At 46.2% G+C, this 17615-nt stretch carries 16 protein-coding genes; 3 read left to right on the top strand and 13 right to left on the bottom strand.

What is annotated here, in order from left to right:
* Positions 1 to 105: 105 nt before the first annotated feature.
* The 6 genes from BF9343_RS13660 to dnaN form a co-directional block, all read right to left on the bottom strand.
* On the bottom strand, positions 106 to 1812 hold the full coding sequence (locus tag BF9343_RS13660; protein WP_010993157.1) for a tetratricopeptide repeat protein: 1707 nt from the start codon (positions 1810 to 1812) through the stop codon (positions 106 to 108).
* A gap of 20 nt (positions 1813 to 1832) precedes the next feature.
* A complete protein-coding gene (gene rlmB, locus BF9343_RS13665) occupies positions 1833 to 2573 on the bottom strand; it encodes a 23S rRNA (guanosine(2251)-2'-O)-methyltransferase RlmB (protein ID WP_005788741.1) in 741 nt (246 codons plus the stop codon).
* A 60-nt stretch (positions 2574 to 2633) separates the two neighbouring features.
* Positions 2634 to 4319, bottom strand: coding sequence for a DNA repair protein RecN (recN, locus tag BF9343_RS13670; protein WP_010993158.1), 1686 nt, complete (start codon positions 4317 to 4319; stop codon positions 2634 to 2636).
* Positions 4320 to 4322: 3 nt separating this feature from the next.
* Positions 4323 to 5516 (bottom strand): bifunctional phosphopantothenoylcysteine decarboxylase/phosphopantothenate--cysteine ligase CoaBC, encoded by a 1194-nt coding sequence (gene coaBC / locus BF9343_RS13675; RefSeq protein WP_005788745.1) that lies wholly within the window; start codon positions 5514 to 5516, stop codon positions 4323 to 4325.
* A gap of 2 nt (positions 5517 to 5518) precedes the next feature.
* Positions 5519 to 6292, bottom strand: a complete 774-nt coding sequence (locus tag BF9343_RS13680) for a 3'-5' exonuclease (protein ID WP_005788747.1) — start codon at positions 6290 to 6292, stop codon at positions 5519 to 5521.
* Positions 6293 to 6422: 130 nt separating this feature from the next.
* A complete protein-coding gene (dnaN, locus tag BF9343_RS13685; RefSeq protein WP_005788748.1) occupies positions 6423 to 7547 on the bottom strand; it encodes a DNA polymerase III subunit beta in 1125 nt (374 codons plus the stop codon).
* Between the two features lie 152 nt (positions 7548 to 7699).
* On the opposite strand from dnaN, the gene BF9343_RS13690 reads away from it, so the two are divergent.
* On the top strand, positions 7700 to 8074 hold the full coding sequence (locus BF9343_RS13690) for a DUF3127 domain-containing protein (protein WP_010993159.1): 375 nt from the start codon (positions 7700 to 7702) through the stop codon (positions 8072 to 8074).
* A gap of 77 nt (positions 8075 to 8151) precedes the next feature.
* Here BF9343_RS13690 and BF9343_RS13695 read toward each other — a convergent pair whose 3' ends face one another.
* From BF9343_RS13695 to BF9343_RS13715, 5 genes are all read right to left on the bottom strand, one after another.
* Complete coding sequence (locus BF9343_RS13695) at positions 8152 to 9789, bottom strand: DUF3352 domain-containing protein (RefSeq protein WP_008660867.1); 1638 nt, start codon at positions 9787 to 9789, stop codon at positions 8152 to 8154.
* Positions 9790 to 9881: 92 nt separating this feature from the next.
* A complete protein-coding gene (locus BF9343_RS13700; protein WP_005788758.1) occupies positions 9882 to 10640 on the bottom strand; it encodes an MBL fold metallo-hydrolase in 759 nt (252 codons plus the stop codon).
* Between the two features lie 60 nt (positions 10641 to 10700).
* Positions 10701 to 11699, bottom strand: coding sequence for a UDP-N-acetylmuramate dehydrogenase (gene murB, locus BF9343_RS13705; RefSeq protein WP_010993160.1), 999 nt, complete (start codon positions 11697 to 11699; stop codon positions 10701 to 10703).
* 19 nt (positions 11700 to 11718) lie between these two features.
* On the bottom strand, positions 11719 to 12573 hold the full coding sequence (locus BF9343_RS13710; protein WP_008769737.1) for a DUF4348 domain-containing protein: 855 nt from the start codon (positions 12571 to 12573) through the stop codon (positions 11719 to 11721).
* Between the two features lie 95 nt (positions 12574 to 12668).
* Positions 12669 to 13622 (bottom strand): NAD-dependent epimerase/dehydratase family protein, encoded by a 954-nt coding sequence (locus tag BF9343_RS13715; protein WP_005788767.1) that lies wholly within the window; start codon positions 13620 to 13622, stop codon positions 12669 to 12671.
* A gap of 136 nt (positions 13623 to 13758) precedes the next feature.
* Between BF9343_RS13715 and kbl the strand changes: the two genes are divergently transcribed.
* Together kbl and BF9343_RS13725 are read left to right on the top strand one after the other, a co-directional pair.
* Complete coding sequence (kbl, locus tag BF9343_RS13720) at positions 13759 to 14946, top strand: glycine C-acetyltransferase (protein WP_005788771.1); 1188 nt, start codon at positions 13759 to 13761, stop codon at positions 14944 to 14946.
* Between the two features lie 49 nt (positions 14947 to 14995).
* Positions 14996 to 15400, top strand: a complete 405-nt coding sequence (locus BF9343_RS13725; RefSeq protein WP_005788775.1) for a DUF2721 domain-containing protein — start codon at positions 14996 to 14998, stop codon at positions 15398 to 15400.
* Between the two features lie 139 nt (positions 15401 to 15539).
* On the opposite strand, the gene BF9343_RS13730 is transcribed toward BF9343_RS13725, so the two are convergent.
* Both BF9343_RS13730 and BF9343_RS13735 read right to left on the bottom strand, forming a co-directional pair.
* Positions 15540 to 16451: a DUF4906 domain-containing protein gene (locus BF9343_RS13730; RefSeq protein ID WP_041926237.1), complete on the bottom strand. Its 912-nt coding sequence runs from the start codon at positions 16449 to 16451 to the stop codon at positions 15540 to 15542.
* Positions 16452 to 16568: 117 nt separating this feature from the next.
* Entirely contained in the window at positions 16569 to 17615 is a 1047-nt protein-coding gene (locus tag BF9343_RS13735) for a BF2992 family fimbrillin-A clan protein (protein WP_005788781.1), read from the bottom strand.

The following is a 17615-nucleotide window of genomic DNA, read 5'->3' on the forward strand; positions in this document are numbered from 1 at the left end:
ACCTAAACTTTACAGAACGGAGGAAGTCGCAATGACGCTCTCCATAAAAAGAAAGAGGCTATCGCAATGGCGACAGCCTCTTCTTTTTTAGATTTCGGGGATAGTTTATTTACAATGTTTTTTAATCAGTTCGTCTACATTGGGGTCTCCAAGCTCTTTTGCCTTGGCAAAGCTTGCGCAAGCCGCTTTCTCTTGCTTTAACTGAATCTGGCAAATTCCCAGCAAACGATACCCTTCAGCATATTTCGGATCGATAGCTAATGCGTCTTTCAATACTTTCTCAGCCTCTTCGTAACGGCCTACACGGAGATTTACCACAGCCTGTTCTGCACGATAAGTGAGATCTTCCGGATTAAGTTCGATCGCCTTTGCTATATCATCCAACGCACGCTGGAACTGCTTAGCCTTGAAGGCAGCCTGCTCACGGTAATAATAGAACAGGTCATTGACACTACCTTTCACTGCATTGAAATAGGCATCATAATCTGCCAGAGCCAAACGATACTTCTCTACATTCATATACATCTGGGCACGTTCCAACAGGTAAGGAGCCAAATCGGAAGTTATAGGTGTCTGGCAACGGGCTATACAACTGTCCAACAAAGCAATTACTTCTTCAGGAGCAGCTTTACTCAACTCCTTCGCTTTGGCAGCGCTGAAGAAAGAGGCAGGAGATGCCAGTTCGGTCTGATTCACTTTGTCATAGCTGGCAAATGCACCTGCATAATCCTGCTTGGCAAAAAGAATATCTCCTTCCAACTGCTGGTAGACGGGTAAACTCTGAATGGCAATCGCACTCCGTACATTCTCCAGAGCCTGATCATACGTCCAGTCTTTATAAACAGTTTCGGGTTTACTCAATTGATAATTGTATATCAGCTTGGCTATGTTATAATAGGTATCGTCTTTCTTCTGTGCAACCTTCAGCGCATGTTCCAGGTCGGCAGCCGCTTTATCCATGTGGTTTTCATCCTTGTCTGCAAAAACATAGTTTCCGGCACGGCGAAGATAACCGTCGGCACTGTTCGGGAAAGTCTTTATAAAATCGTCAAGGGCGATGGCATAAGCCTCAGGTGTGGATTGTGTTGAAGCAATAAAGAGATAGACCAGAGCCTGATCTTCATCTTCGGGCAACCCCTTCTTTATACCGATAGCATTCAAGGCAGGGTCGCTCAGCGCAAGTGCACTGATATTTTGAGACATGGCGAAAGCCGCACCGGCCGCATAGCTGATAGAGGCAGTATCTTGTCCCGAGGACTTCTGTGCCACTCCAAACACTTTACCGTCCGCCGTAGTGACCGGACAACTGACCATTTTATCTTTCAATACCATGTCCAGCGTATAGTAATGATATTTATCACCACCGATATTATCTACCTTTTTCACTTTACCACGGGTCACGTTACCGCCTTTCTGAGTGGAATAAGGCAATAAATAAACTTCAGCACCCACAGCCGGAGCAAGAGCAGCCACTTGTAAAGCCGGTACTTTCTTCACTGTAATGCCCACACGAAACTTAATGATATCATACATATCATTGGCTCCCAGAATACACTCAACAGGCATCTTTTCACCTTCTGAGTTAATAATAACAGCACGCTGGGCACCTTTAAACAGTGAATAGTCAGACAGAGCCACTCCGTCTTCGGTTACAAAGAATCCGTTACCGGTATTCTGAATTTTGTCGTCTTTATCATACGTAACGATGGAAAAAACCGATCGTTTCGCTTTCTCAACCCACTTAGGGGCTTGTGCTACACTCCATTGTGACAGGAGGCAAAGCACAAATGTGAATAGTATGCTCTTTTTCATGTATTTGAATGTTGTTTCTTTTAATTTGTACGTTGTTTCACGCCTTCATAAATCAGGATACCTGCGGCTACAGATACATTGAGTGATTCAATGCTGCCCAGCATCGGAATCTTGACCCATTCGTCGCATAGTGCAAGATTATCATAGGAAACACCGGTATCCTCAGCCCCCATAATGATACACATCGGGCCGGTATAATCTGCCTTCGTATAATCATAATCTCCTTTTTCGGTAGCAGCCACAATACGGAAGCCGCTATCTTTGAGATATTGCAAGGTTGTTTTCAGATTCTGTTCACGGCAAACCGGCAAAGTGTGCAATGCACCGGCCGAAGTCTTCATCGCATCCGCATTGACCGTAACGCTTCCTTTTGCAGGAATAATGACGGCATCTACTCCGGCACATTCGCAAGTACGGGCTATGGCACCAAAATTACGCACATCCGTAATTCCATCAAGCATGACAAAGAAAGGATTCTTACCTTCTTCGAAAAGGAAAGGCACCAAATCTTCCGTCTTCTGATACGTTACCGAAGAGATGAACGCAACCACCCCCTGATGATTCTTACGGGTGATACGGTTGATACGTTCCACCGGGACACGCTGGACAGGAATCAGCGTACCTTTCAGAGCAGTAAACAGCTCTTTTGACAAGTCACTCTGAATGTCTTTTTTCACCAAAATCTTGTCTATCTCTTTACCAGCCTGAATGGCTTCAATCACGGCACGAACGCCGAAAATCATTTCGCTTTTATCAATCATGTAATTGTCTGCATTTTAGGACATACAACTCGTTATCACTTATTGTACACCACCATATACTTATTTTATTATTTTTCTTTCTTTCAAAGATGGTTCCAGCAACGCCCTCGCATTACTCAGCGCCGCCTCCGTCAAGGTGGCACCACTCAACATGTGAGCCAGTTCCTCTACCCGTTCTTCATCGGTCAAACGACGGATATGACTGTTAGTCTCCGTATCATTATCCCGCTTATACACTTTATAATGGGCACGTCCACGGGCGGCAATCTGCGGCAAATGCGTAATACTGATTACCTGCCGGTTTTGTTCGCCCATCTCTTGCATAATATCCGCCATACGATCTGCTATCTCACCGGATACACCGGTGTCGATCTCGTCGAATACAATTGTGGGAAGTTTCACAGCTCCTGCAATCATAGCCTTAATAGATAACATAACACGAGCTATCTCACCACCCGACGCAACAGAAGACACGCTTTGCAGCGTTCCGTTTTTGTTGGCTGAGAACAAGAAATTAACAGTATCCGCGCCCTGTGGACCCGGTTCTTTTTTCAACCCCATCTCCACTTGAAAGCGGACATTGGGTATTCCCAAAGGAATCAAACGGGCAGCCATCTGTTGCTCCACTTCACGGGCAATCTCTGTACGGGCCTTTGTCAAGACAGCGGCTTGCTTCTTTACCTTATTATATTGTGCATCGCGCCGTTCCGTCAGTTTAACGATCCGGTCGTCATACGAAGTAATGGCAGCAAGTCTTGTTGCATATTGCTCCGAAAGAGCAATCAACTCTTCGACGGTCTGCACACGATGTTTTTGTTCTAAAGAGTAGATCAAGTTCAACCGGTCATTTACTTCCTCCAGTCGTAATGGATTAAATTCAATGCCTTCGCCCTGATCTGATATCTCCTGAGCTATATCTTTCAACTCGATGTAAGTGCTCTCCATCCGTTCGGCCAACTCACCGGCAGGTTGATATACTTTCTGCAGACCACTCAAAGCGCCAAGACTTTCTTTCAATACAGGCAGCAGCCCTCCTTCATCTGAAGCAAGAGTTTGCCCCACCCGGTACAGTCCGGCCTTGATGTCTTCGGCGTGTGCCAATGTCTCGGCCTCTTGTTCCAACTCTTCCTGTTCTCCGCCCGTAAGATGCGCCTCCTCCAGTTGTTCCAACTGAAAACGAATATAATCCTCATCCGTCTTACTTTGTTCAGCCAGAACAATCAGTTCATCGAGTTCCTTACAGAGTTTTTTCCAATCCTGATATAAATGATGGTATACATCCAAAGCCTCTTCGTTATGGGAAAGAATATCGAGCACATTAAGCTGGAAGCCCTCCTTATTGAGCAATAGGTTCTGATGTTGAGAGTGTACATCGATCAATTGCTCACCCAGTTCTTTCATTTGTGTGAGCGAAGCAGGTGTATCATTGATAAATGCCCTACTTTTACCGGATGACTGTACTTCACGACGAAGTATGCATTCGGGCTCATACTCTAACTCGTTCTCTTCAAAAAAGGCTTCCATGTGATAGGCCGATATATCGAATCGTGCCTCGATGACACATTTAGAAGCGCCTTGCCGGATAGCTTTCACATCGGCACGTTGTCCGAGTAAAAGTCCGATTGCACCCAGAATAATGGATTTCCCGGCACCGGTCTCTCCGGTGATTACAGAAAATCCGGTTTCGAAACGAATATCGAGTTTCTCAATCAGAGCATAATTCTGGATGTATAATGAACGTAACATAAATCACATTTCTTTTATCATTCTATCAATAATATCTCTGGCTACTTCCGTCTTCGATTTTAACGGATAATCGGTTCTGCCCCTGCAACTAAGAATGCTTATCTTATTGGTATCGTAACGGAATCCCGCACCAGCATCATTCAACGAATTCAGCACAATGAAATCAAAGTTCTTCCGGATCAGCTTTCCTTCGGCATTGCGCTGCTCGTCATTCGTTTCAAGAGCAAAACCGATTAACTTCTGTCCCGGAGTTTTTATCTTGCCCAATGCAGCAGCAATATCGTGAGTGGGTTTAAGATGCAGCAACAACTCGTCTCCTTCGCGTTTTATCTTCTTGTCAGCAACAGCGTCCGGAGTAAAATCCGCTACCGCTGCACACAGTATTCCGGCATCGACCAAGGGGTATTGCGCCATGGCTGCTTCATACATGTCCTGAGCGGACTCCACATCAATGCGGGTAATATGTGAATGATATGTTTTCTGTTGTACCGGCCCTGCAATCAGTACCACATCGGCTCCGCGACGGGCACACTCCTCAGCCAAGGCAAACCCCATTTTACCGGAAGAATAATTGCCGATGAAGCGCACCGGATCAATCTTTTCATAAGTCGGTCCGGCCGTGATCAGCACTTTTTTCCCCGCCAGTTCGCCCGTTGATGAAAAGAATTCATCAAGTACCCGGATTATATTCTCCGGTTCTTCCATACGGCCTTTTCCTACCAGATGACTGGCCAATTCACCCGAAGCCGGCTCAATGATATGATTACCATACGAACGAAGCGTATCCAGGTTCTTTTGAGTACTGGGATGGGCAAACATATCCAGGTCCATAGCCGGAGCAACAAAAACCGGCGCTTTAGCAGAAAGATAAGTCGTAATCAACATATTATCGGCTATGCCGTTCGCCATTTTTCCGATGGTAGAAGCCGTGGCAGGGGCTATCAACATAGCATCCGCCCACAATCCCAGGTCTACATGGCTATTCCACGTACCGTCACGTTGAGCAAAGAATTCACTGATGACAGGTTTGCCGGTCAACGCAGAGAGAGTTATCGGAGTGATAAATTCTTTTCCGGCGGGAGTAATTACGACTTGTACCTCAGCTCCCTGTTTGATCAGGCCACGTATGATGTAACAAGCTTTATAGGCAGCTATGCTACCGGTAATACCGAGTATAATTTTCTTTCCGTTCAGCATAATTATTTTCCGGTTAACTCACGCAGACGAATCTTGGTCAACATGGCTTTTGTATTCAACGTGAAATCACTGTTCAGAATCCAACTGTAATATCCCGGATCTTTTTTCAGTACTTCACTCACCGACTGTCCTTTGTATTTACCAAAGTTGAAAACCTCTACCCCATTGTCGTCATATACCATACGTCCTGCAAAATCCACATTCTTGTTATAGCTTGAATAATCGGCCAGGAAAGACATATCATTCTGCAACTCTTCCGGATAACGATCGAGTTGAGCCATCAGTACCTCGTACGTGGCACGGGTATCAGCTTCCGCTGTATGCGCATCTTCCAGATTACGGCCACAATAGAACTTATAAGCAGCCGTAAGGGTACGCTGTTCCATCTTATGGAAAATCACCTGTACATCGACAAATTTGCGCTTACTCATATCGATATCCACACCCGCACGCAGAAATTCTTCTGCCAACACGGGAATATCAAAACGGTTGGAATTGAAACCAGCCAGATCACAACCCTCGATATCATTGGCAATACTCTTTGCCACTTCCTTAAAAGTAGGACAATCGGCTACATCAGCATCATAAATACCGTGAACAGCAGATGATTCGGCAGGGATAGGCATTTCGGGATTGATACGGAGAGTTTTCGACTCTTCATTCCCATTGGGATACACTTTAAGATAACAGATTTCTACGATTCGGTCTGAGTTGATATTTGTCCCGGTCGTTTCCAGATCAAAAAAGACGATAGGATTCTTTAGGTTGAGTTTCATTGTTTATACGGTTTTGTTTTAATTCACTACAAAGGACACTGAGGGCACAGAGTTTCAATTCAAAAAAGAATGATGTCCCTGTGATCTTTGTGTCCTCTGTAATGAATCCGATTTTATTTCTGTTCCGCGATTAATCGTTCAGCATCATCGGCATCAGCAACATCAGCAAGTCTTCATTTTCTTCCTGTTCTACCGGGATAATGACACCGGCCCTTGACGGATCAGCCAATTCGATAACCACTTCGTCCGCCGAGATATTATTCAGGATATCGATCAGGAAAGTAGATTTGAAACCGATACTCATGGCTGCACCGGCATATTGGCATACCTGTGTTTCCTCTGCAGAGGTAGAGAAGTCAATATCCTGAGCCGAAACCACGATCTGGTTTTCCTGCATGCGGAGTTTTATAAGGCTGCTTGCCTGCGAAGAAAAAATAGATACACGACGCAAGGCGCCCATCAGTTGCATACGGTCCACCGTAACTTTATGCGGATTATTTTGCGGAATTACTGAATTATAATTGGGATAGCGTCCCTCTATCAGACGGCATACCATACGATAACTTTCAAGCGTGAAGACAGCGTTGCGTTCGTCAAACTCGATCACTACCATACCCGATTCTTTAGGCAAAAGGTTCTTCAACAGAGTCGCCGGTTTTTTGGGTAAAATAAATGCGGCACGTTCGTTTCCGCGCGCAGCCAATGTTTTGCAACGCACCAACTTGTGTCCGTCCGAAGCCACCATCGTAATGTCTTCCGTCGTAATGTCAAAGTAGATACCGTTCATCACCGGACGAAGTTCATCATCAGCCGTAGCAAATACCGAACGGTTAATGCCTCCCAGCAGAATCTGTGCTTCCATCTCTACACGAACTGCATTATCGCCAAGTGTAGCCGATTGTGGGAATTCATCGGCATTCTGTCCCATCAGGCTATATTTACCATTCTGGTACTGTACCGTAATTTCATAAGTATCCGGTTTGATATCGAATGTCAACGGTTGTTCCGGTATCTCCTTCAATGCATCGAGCAATGTCTTTGCAGCTACAGCAAATTTTCCGTTAGAATCACTCTCGTTCACCTCAACCGAGGTTACCATTGTAGTTTCACTATCAGAGACAGTCACAGACAGTGTTCCGTCCTCCAACTGAAAGAGAAAACAATCTAAAATAGGCAGTGCATTTTTTGAGTTTATCACACGGCTAACAGCCTGTAAATGGCTGAAAAGTGCAGTACTTGAAACGATAAATTTCATATAATCTGTGATTTTAAATTTTATATTTTTGCAAAGCACAAAGTTACAAAAAAGATCGAGGCAGCACAATAAAAGAGAAGAAAAAACAGGGGAATATTCGTCGGATATCCCTAAAAAATTGTAACTTCGCCGCACAATTTAAAATTATCGCAATGGAATTTACAGGAAAAATTATCGCTATACTCCAGCCCAGAGGTGGAGTTTCTAAAACCAGCGGCAACGAATGGAAAGCCCAGGAGTATGTAATCGAAAATCATGACCAATACCCTAAGAAAATGTGTTTCGACATTTTCGGAGCAGACAAAATAGAACAATTCAACATCCAAATGGGTGAAGAGTTGACCGTGTCATTCGATATCGATGCACGTCAATGGCAGGATCGCTGGTTCAACAGTATCCGCGCATGGAAAGTAGAACGCGTAAGTGCAGGCGCACCCATGGCTCCGGGAGCTCCGGTTCCTCCTCCGGCACCCTCTTCGGCACCCGAATTTATTGCCGGTGACGCAAAAGACGATCTGCCTTTCTAAACAAACAAGCTTTGGCAGAAGGCATAAAACCCCGAAAGTTCTTCAAGATCTTTCGGGGTTTTATACCTTTTACGGGGTCAGGAAACGTCATCAGACTCACCTTTGTAAATCAATACCACATTGGGATATACAATTCCGTCCGTACAAGTAAATTGTGCAGAAAGAATAAAGTGGCGGAAAAATTCCTGATTACGAAAGAAAAATGCAGGTATCAGCCTCACATAATTCTCCGGTTGTGAGAAAGTCTCTCCCAAATCAGCAACCATCATAAAGTTGTACGACGGAGAAAGATTGACCACCGCCTCTTCATATCCGGGAGTATCATCCAGAATTTCTTTTTTATCCAGATGACGGAGATATGCGGTAAGGCTTTCCACATCCGGGGCCAGAACCAGTCTTCCCTCGTAGAAGCAAGCGTAAATGTATAAAGCCGACTCTGTTATCCCGGTCAATTGCGTAAACAACGTATTACGAGGCAGTACATAGAGCGTATAAGCCCTTAAAGGAGTTTTACAGAAAGTAGTACGTGGTTTCGGAGGACCGTCTACCTCCTTCGGAGCAGTGCGAAGCATTCCCTGCAACACACGCTCAGCCTGCTGCCCATCCCTCAATGGAATACTCATCACCGCACAAGGATTTGAAAGAGTATCTGTCGAATGAAACAGACAAGTCACAATCTCACCCCCGGCATTCTCTTTAAGATATGCGAGCAACTCCCCATCCCGATCTCTGATATAGTCGGAATAAGTCGATGTCGTATACTCCTGCCTGGCAGTGAAATCAAGCATAGCCTGCATATCGGTTACCGACCGTTTATTGAAGAAAAAAGTAGAAGCCGGCAGGATATCTCCCGGGAAATCCTCCACCGGTTGTTGTTGGCGCAACACATTCATAAATGTCAGACAAGTATCCGTATCATGGCTGACACCGGAGAAATAAATGGCATCTCCATTCATTTTCATATCAAATTCGGTCCATCCGCCCAACTGTGTACACGAACGAATCCCGTCGGTAGCCTTTCCCATACTCAACGGTTGCATACGGGCATAAATAGTAGCTGCCACACGGGCACGTTTATCCTCGTGTACTTTGGCAAACGAGGCATCGGTCAGCAAAGATTTCTTGGACAAACGGGCATCGATCACTTGCTCAATCAGTTTTTTCTGATAACTCACAACCAGAAAGTCGGAAGTGAAATAACAAGCCAGGAAACTGTCATCCGGCATCGGATAAATACGAATCTCTTCCCCTTTATAGTCAAACAGCTTTGACGGGAAACTACTCGAACAGTATTTACGTATAAACTTTTCCACCAACTCGTAATCGCCGTTTCCCAAGCTGCAATACAACACCTGGTTGCGATCATTGTCGGGTTCATGGAAACTCAACAACACTTTATTCATCTGCTTGCTCAACCCGTGCGGCGTATCTTCCAACAACGTATACAGATGGAGCTTCAGATAAGAAAATAATTTGGAAACATAAAGAAAATGTCGGTCTTTACTGCAACTCAACTCATTGATCCCCTGTATCATTCCGGCAAGATCATCCGTCTCGAGGACTACAGTGGCCGAACCCGGAACAAGCGTGTAGAGATTAAAATCCTTGCGTCCTTCCGCCGCCGACAACCTGAAGAAAGAAAACATGGCAAAGCCTGTACACAGCAGTACAACAGACGAGATTACGGCTATTTTCACTATCGTACGGAGTTTCATGGCATTCGTTGTTTATCGGCTCAGTGCAAAAATAATAATTTCTCCAAATAAAACAAAATATACTTAAAGAAAGAATTATAAAGCATCAATCACTAACATTCTAATTCAAGCCCGTCGAATGCAAAATGCACATGCGGAGGAAGTTGCTTCTCTACATCTGCCTGAAGTCCGATATGGTGACTCATGTGAATCAGCCAGGTTTCCTTCGCTCCGATGCGTTTCACAGCCTCCAATGCTTCAGACAGGCTCTGATGGGTGTTGTGTGGCGCTATGCGCAATGCATTCATCACCAGCACCTCTATCCCTTGCAACTGCTCAAACGATTCATCGGGCATGGTCAGCATATCTGTTATATATCCAAGCTTTCCGATCCGATATCCCAAAATGGGCAGTTTGCCATGCATTACCCTTAAGGGTAACACTTCGGTATGATTAACAAGAAAAGGGCGATTGGGTTCAATCTCACGCAAAGGAATATTCGGAACTCCCGGATAGGAATGCTCCACAAAGCAATAGGGCATCCGGCTGCGCAAACGTTCGGCTGTATAAGTTTCGGCATAGATGGGCACTTCCCCGAAACGGCAGAAAGGGCGAAGATCATCCAACCCTCCCACATGATCATAATGTTCATGCGAAATCAACACAGCATCGATCTTTCCAAACGGAACGCGCAACATCTGTTCCCTAAAATCCGGACCGCAATCCAGCAGTATAGTAGCGTCGTCAGTATACACCAATGCTGAGGTGCGAAGACGGCAATCTCTCGGATCTTTTGAAGTACAAACCGCACAAGTACATCCTATTTCGGGCACTCCGGTAGAAGTCCCGCTACCAAGTATTCTTATTTTCATTTCTTTCAATTATCAATCTGTCATTCCTGAGAGCCGGCATGCCCTGCAGCCCCATCGTAATCAGATAAAATTCACTTCCGGATGAATGTCTATGCCAAACTTCGCACGGACCGAAGCACGCACGGCATCGGACAATGCGATGACATCCGCTCCTTTTGCGCCTCCGCGATTCACCAGCACCAACGCTTGTTTATCGTGTACCGCCGCAGGGCCTAATGCTTTACCCTTCCAGCCACACTGATCAATCATCCATCCGGCCGGAATCTTCACCCGGTCAGTATCGATCTCGTAAAAAGGCATTTGAGGATATTCTGCCTGTAAGGCTTCGAACTGCTCACGACCCACAATCGGATTCATAAAGAAACTTCCCGCATTCCCCATTACCCGGGGATCAGGCAACTTCTCTTCACGGATAGCGATAATCACCCGGCGCACCACATCCAATGTCACTCCGGGATACTTCTCCAGCTCCCGGCGGATAGTACCGTAATCTAATGTATAATGTTCCCTCTTGCTCAGCCTGAAACTGACATAGGTAACAAAAACGCTCTTATTCTCAGGGCGCTTGAAGATGCTGTCCCGGTAAGAATATCCACACTCCGTTACATCATAAACATGCTCTTTCCCTTCAATGTTCAGGGTTTCCACCCGGACAATCAGATCTTTAACTTCAACCCCGTAGGCCCCGATGTTCTGCACCGCACTGGCTCCCACCTCTCCGGGGATCAGTGAAAGATTCTCCACGCCGTGCCAATGCCGTTGCACGCAATAGTCCACGAAGTCGTCCCAGACCACACCTGCCCCCACACGCACAACAATATCGTCATCCGTTTCGGCCACAACCTCTACGCCCCCGATGCGTGAATGCAGGATAGTACCTTCGTAGTCTTTAGTAAACAATAAGTTGCTCCCCCCTCCGATATGCAGATAAGGAGAGGTAACCCGTCCGGACCCGATCAACCCGCGTAATTCATCCACCGAAGCATACTCCAGGAAACAAGCCGCAGACACATCGATACCAAAAGTGTTATGTGATAAAAGAGAGTATTTCTGTTCCATAATCCTATAAAAGCAATCTCTAAATACTTGTATCCTCAAACTTGTACAACTCCCAGCCACTGTCTTTGCGCTGGAAATAGAGGATATTGGAGAACCCGTTGCCAATGCCTTTCAATGCCAATATTTTATGTGAGGCATTGTCATCATTTTGCTGCCCGTAGTTGATATTCGAAAGTTTATCGGCAGGCAATGCCGGCTTAAAGGCAAACCATTGGTTCAAGTCAAGTGTAGTTTCGAGTATCGAGAAGTCATCATCCGGATCGGTTGTCACAAAGACAAGCGGTTGGCGGATTCGCCGGCTCTGGAAAATACTATCCGTCGCAAAATGACCGAAGAATTCAACAAAGTCCTCGTTCTCGTTTTCCTCAATCGGACGCAGATTGATTGCTTCGAGCATCCACGCCCCTTTAATTCTTTCAAAATAATATTTCTTCACCATTCGTTTTTTCACGAAAATCCATTCCACCTGAACGGATGTGAGTGAAGTGTCTCCTACCAGATCCATATCCTCTTCCCGGTCGAAGAGTAAGGTATAATAACTTTGTTTGGCAAACAAGTCATCATGCTTCCAGTACTTCCTGTCGATTTTCGAAGCCCGTTCTCCGTTGTAGTAGGGCAACGGAAACACCACGCGCTGCCTTTGCAGAGCGTCATCAGAAGCAAAGTTGTAGATAAAGTCGTCAAACGATTCGTCAGCCTCAATCGGTTTAGGTTCGTCCGAAGTCTTTTCTCTGTCAATAGAATCGGTTTTGTTCACCATTGCCGAATCTACCAGATGTGTAATAGATGCAAAGGGGTCAGCGTCAGTCTTATTACTGTTGCCGCACGAAGCGAACAACACCAGGACGGTGACTCCCGCCATTATTGTTTTCATTTTAATAATTAGCAATGTGTCGATATCCCCACATGCCAACCGGTTTTCGAAACTCTTTCATACTCCGGTCGGCACATGGGATTTATATCATCACATTATTTTAATTTAGCTCTTAGTTTTTCAAGCATATCCACTGTCATACTTTCCAAATCGTAAGCCGGTTTCCAGCCCCACTCCTCACGGGCGCAAGAATCATCCATACTGTCGGGCCAGCTGTTGGCGATACGTTGTTTCAGCGGGTCTACCTTATATTCCATCTCAAAGTCAGGAACATGTTTCTTGATAGCAGCATAAATGGTCTCCGGCGCAAAGCTCATAGAAGCGATGTTGAAAGCATTACGGTGCACCAGTTTCGTCGGATCGGCCTCCATCAGCGAGATAGCTGCATTCAGCGCGTCCGGCATATACATCATATCCATCAGTGTTCCTTCCGGAATCGGACAGATAAACTTCTCTCCTTTAACGGCAGAGTAGTAGATATCTACCGCATAGTCAGTCGTACCACCTCCCGGAGGAGTTACATTCGAAATGATTCCCGGGAAACGCACGGCACGGGTATCTACGCCATACTTATTAAAATAGTAGTCGCTCAGCAACTCAGTGGTCACCTTGCTGATACCATACATGGTACGCGGACGCTGAATAGTGTCCTGCGGTGTCTGCACATGCGGAGTGCTTTCACCAAACGAACCGATCGAACTCGGAGTGAATACGGCACATTTGTTTTCGCGAGCCACTTCAAGTACATTCCACAAACCGTCGATACCGATTTTCCAAGCCAGCTTCGGCTTCGACTCGGCTACAACAGACAGCAGGGCGGCGAGGTTGTAGATTGTGTCGATATTATACTCTCTCACTACAGAGGCAATCATATCCTGATCTGTTACATCGACTACAGCCGACGGACCGGATTCTTTCAATTCCCCTTTGGGCTCTGCCCCGTGAATATAACCTGCTACTACATGTGTGTTTCCGTAGCGTTTACGTAGTTCCATCGTGAGCTCCGAACCAATCTGTCCGGTCGCTCCAATTACCAAAATATTTTTCATTATCTTTACTAATAAGGTGTATTAAGCTAAATGGTGCGCAAAGTAAGCACTTTTTTTTCATTTTTATACCAAATATATGTTGTTTATTCCAAGAAAAATTGTGTCCTTTGCAAAAGAAACTAAAACCCCAAACACTATGTACGGTAAAATGAAAGAACACCTCAGCAATACGATTGCTGAAATCAAAGAAGCAGGCCTCTACAAAGAGGAACGCTTAATCGAAAGTGCACAACAAGCTGCTATCACCGTTAAAGGCAAAGAAGTGCTGAATTTCTGTGCCAACAACTACCTTGGATTGTCTAACCATCCCCGCCTGATCGAAGGTGCAAAGAAGATGATGGACCGTCGTGGATACGGTATGTCTTCTGTACGTTTCATCTGCGGAACTCAAGATATACATAAGGAGCTGGAAGCCGCAATTTCAGACTATTTCAAGACCGAAGACACAATTTTGTACGCAGCCTGCTTTGACGCTAACGGCGGTGTATTCGAACCGTTGTTCACCGACGAAGATGCCATCATCTCCGACTCGCTGAACCACGCTTCCATCATCGACGGAGTACGTCTTTGCAAGGCAAAGCGCTACCGTTATGCCAATGCAGACATGGCCGACCTGGAACGTTGCCTGCAGGAAGCACAGGCTCAACGTTTCCGCATCATCGTCACCGACGGTGTATTCTCAATGGACGGAAACGTTGCTCCGATGGACAAAATCTGTGACCTGGCCGAAAAATACGATGCCCTGGTGATGGTAGACGAATCTCACTCAGCCGGTGTGGTTGGTGCAACCGGTCATGGAGTAAGCGAACAGTACAACACTTACGGACGTGTAGACATCTACACCGGTACTCTGGGCAAAGCTTTTGGCGGTGCTTTGGGCGGATTCACAACCGGCCGCAAAGAGATCATCGACCTGCTTCGCCAGCGCAGCCGTCCGTACCTGTTCTCCAACTCACTCGCTCCGGGCATTATCGGTGCCAGCCTCGAAGTATTCAAGATGCTGAAAGAAAGCAACGAAATCCATGACAAACTGGTAGACAACGTAAACTACTTCCGCGACAAGATGACTGCAGCCGGATTCGATATCAAGCCGACTCAGAGTGCTATCTGTGCCGTGATGCTTTACGATGCCAAACTGTCACAGATCTATGCAGCCCGCATGCAGGAAGAAGGTATCTACGTAACAGGCTTCTACTATCCGGTAGTTCCGAAAGACCAGGCACGTATCCGTGTACAGATTTCAGCCGGTCACGAAAAAGAACACCTCGATAAATGTATCGCTGCATTCATCAAAGTAGGTAAAGAATTAGGTGTACTGAAGTAAACCAATCTCCCACTTCCATTGTTATTGTATATAAAAAAATACGATAACAATGGAAGAACTTACACTCACGACACCCGCGCTGCTATTTTCAGCCGTTTCACTTATTCTTTTGGCATACACCAACCGCTTTCTCTCGTATGCCCAATTGGTCCGAATTCTTCGTGACCGCTATATGGAAGATCCTTCCGACATCAATGTTGCCCAAATTGAGAATCTGCGCAAACGCCTCAACCTGACCCGTATGATGCAGGTATTCGGCATTGCCAGTCTATTCTTCTGCGTAGTCACCATGTTTCTTATCTACATCGGATTGTTCCTGCTCTCAATCTATATCTTCGGGTTGGCATTGCTACTGCTGATCGCTTCTTTGGGGGTTTCCCTCCGCGAGATACAGATATCCACCCGTGCCCTGGACATCTACCTGAGTACGATGGAAGGCAAGCTGAAGCATTAACAGCCCATGTTCAGGATTCATACCACCCATACACAGAAAGTTCCGTCCTCTCCCCATCGGGATCGGGCGGAACTTTTACAAACAAAACAAACAAGGGGAAGTGTCTGTCACAGATGCCTCCACACTGTAGAATTTATGATTACTCTAAAACGATGTTGAATGTATAGTTATTGTTTCGGCGGAGGGAATAATCATGGATGTCACTTCTGCCCAAGTCAATGGCTTTTGTATATTCGGCCCCTCCTTTCTTTGCTTTGATTTGGAGCCGGGTGCGTTCACCGGAGTCGGTTCCCTCAGTCACATTCTCAGCCATATAATAGTAGCGGTAAAGGGGGGCTGTCCCCAATACTTTGTCGGCACCGATGACAACCTCTTCCGTATAATCCCCGCCTCCTTCCGGTGACAGATATACATCCGAAGGGAACAAATAGCCTTTGGTCTGCGCATTCTGCAACTGGATCTTCACGTTGCTGAATATCCCTGCCGTCTTGGCCGAAACAGCTATATTGAGCCTGCATACCAGACGTCCCAATACTACATTCACAGCTGTGGTGCCGGCAGCAATCTCGCCTTCGTAATAACCGAAGAGACACACATTCCGGTCCGTATTCCGTTCTTTCAGCCATCCCATATCCACCACCAGACTCTTGAAACCACTCAAGTTATCAGGCCACGCGGTAATCTCTCCATCCGCCAGATTGCCCACCACACAAACCGTACTGCGCCCGGTCCTCAACGCAATTCCTTCAAGCGTGGTGTTGAGCACCGGTGTGGGCAGCACTTTATGTTCGCTGCCTGTCAGGATACCTTCACGGTCAAACTGTAGAATCCACAAATTACTAATCAGGTTTTCATAATCAGGTGCCATCGGCTGCTCCGCACGGGTTGTCGCATCATCATCGGTGAAAGAAGCGGCAGTAAGTCCCATCGACACTTTCACTATTCCCTCCTCCTGATCCATCTGTTCATGGGGTGTGCAGGCACTCAGCGCAAACAGGCAAATACTAAAAACGATATATCCGAATCTTTTCATGGGATCATTATTATTCATTACTCTAATCTGTTTATTTCACCACAGGTTACACGGATTTTCACAGGACTTTTAATCTTAAAGACCACCGGGATTAATCATTAATCGGTGGTGATCGGTATAATCGGTGGTGAATTCTTATTTATCCATTACTACATTCTCCGTCCACGAACGGTTTTGCCAGGTCAGCACAGTGACGCCATTACTGATCTTCACCGTAGCCGTATAGTTGTACGAATGCCCTGCTGTCAGATACAAACCGGTGAGCAACATCTGATACTGAGTGGGGTTACCGTTCACCTTCAGGTTCAGCAACACACTGATAGAGTGAGAGCGTGCGTCTGTGGGCAATACGCCGGTATGCGCCACCAGGCTGTTATCGGCATTTCGGGTGGCCTGTGTGATACGTACCGATGCACTCTGATCCCCCACTTTCACAGGCAGCACATCTCCATTTACCCAGTCGAAGCTGGTCGTATTGTCCAGTGGCTGCTGAATACCGCTGATTTCGATTCCTTCGGCAAGCATCTCCAAGGTGTGCACCCCTTCACCCGCCCTGACAGTAAACTGCATCCGCGCTGTCTGGTTGATGATGGGGGGCAGATACAGTGTCTGGACATTGTTCAATGTACCCCCTTCATCAATTTTCGTAATGGTCACTGCCGTCATGGCTGTTTGCGTATACCGGTCGTCGGTCGCAAGCAGGTATTCTCCGTTACCGATATTGACAAACCCCTTTGAGTTTAAGGCCTTGGCAGGTGACAGGATTCTGAAGTAATAAGTACCCGCCTTCATATAAAGAGGAGTGCTGCTTGAAGATATTACCGCTCCGTTGTCGTCTACCTCACAGGGATAGAGCAGACTGCTGCCTGACGTACCGGCGTTACGTACCAGATAAGCTTTGGAATACTCCTCCAATAGATTCTTGGCATCATCATATACCACCAGGCGTATCGTACTCCCGTCTTCCAGCAGAAAAATCGGTCTATCTTTCAACGTTTCGCCATCCGGTGTCGCCCCACGGGTCTGGGCCGAAGGAGAAATTGAAGGATAATATCCACCGGCAACGGGATCAATCCGTACCCGATCCTCCATATCTTCTTCGGGAGAGCCAGCGGCACATGCCGTACAAAGCAGAGCCATGATTACATACGAGCAACTTTTATAAACGATCATTCTTTTCAT

This window comes from Bacteroides fragilis NCTC 9343 (assembly GCF_000025985.1).
Taxonomy (GTDB): domain Bacteria; phylum Bacteroidota; class Bacteroidia; order Bacteroidales; family Bacteroidaceae; genus Bacteroides; species Bacteroides fragilis.

Coding starts and splice junctions, on each gene's coding strand:
- BF9343_RS13660 (WP_010993157.1), bottom strand. CDS start 1,812: ATGAAAAAGAGCATACTATTCACATTTGTGCTTTGCCTCCTGTCACAA.
- rlmB (WP_005788741.1), bottom strand. CDS start 2,573: ATGATTGATAAAAGCGAAATGATTTTCGGCGTTCGTGCCGTGATTGAA.
- recN (WP_010993158.1), bottom strand. CDS start 4,319: ATGTTACGTTCATTATACATCCAGAATTATGCTCTGATTGAGAAACTC.
- coaBC (WP_005788745.1), bottom strand. CDS start 5,516: ATGCTGAACGGAAAGAAAATTATACTCGGTATTACCGGTAGCATAGCT.
- BF9343_RS13680 (WP_005788747.1), bottom strand. CDS start 6,292: ATGAAACTCAACCTAAAGAATCCTATCGTCTTTTTTGATCTGGAAACG.
- dnaN (WP_005788748.1), bottom strand. CDS start 7,547: ATGAAATTTATCGTTTCAAGTACTGCACTTTTCAGCCATTTACAGGCT.
- BF9343_RS13690 (WP_010993159.1), top strand. CDS start 7,700: ATGGAATTTACAGGAAAAATTATCGCTATACTCCAGCCCAGAGGTGGA.
- BF9343_RS13695 (WP_008660867.1), bottom strand. CDS start 9,789: ATGAAACTCCGTACGATAGTGAAAATAGCCGTAATCTCGTCTGTTGTA.
- BF9343_RS13700 (WP_005788758.1), bottom strand. CDS start 10,640: ATGAAAATAAGAATACTTGGTAGCGGGACTTCTACCGGAGTGCCCGAA.
- murB (WP_010993160.1), bottom strand. CDS start 11,699: ATGGAACAGAAATACTCTCTTTTATCACATAACACTTTTGGTATCGAT.
- BF9343_RS13710 (WP_008769737.1), bottom strand. CDS start 12,573: ATGAAAACAATAATGGCGGGAGTCACCGTCCTGGTGTTGTTCGCTTCG.
- BF9343_RS13715 (WP_005788767.1), bottom strand. CDS start 13,622: ATGAAAAATATTTTGGTAATTGGAGCGACCGGACAGATTGGTTCGGAG.
- kbl (WP_005788771.1), top strand. CDS start 13,759: ATGTACGGTAAAATGAAAGAACACCTCAGCAATACGATTGCTGAAATC.
- BF9343_RS13725 (WP_005788775.1), top strand. CDS start 14,996: ATGGAAGAACTTACACTCACGACACCCGCGCTGCTATTTTCAGCCGTT.
- BF9343_RS13730 (WP_041926237.1), bottom strand. CDS start 16,451: ATGAATAATAATGATCCCATGAAAAGATTCGGATATATCGTTTTTAGT.
- BF9343_RS13735 (WP_005788781.1), bottom strand. CDS start 17,615: ATGAAAAGAATGATCGTTTATAAAAGTTGCTCGTATGTAATCATGGCT.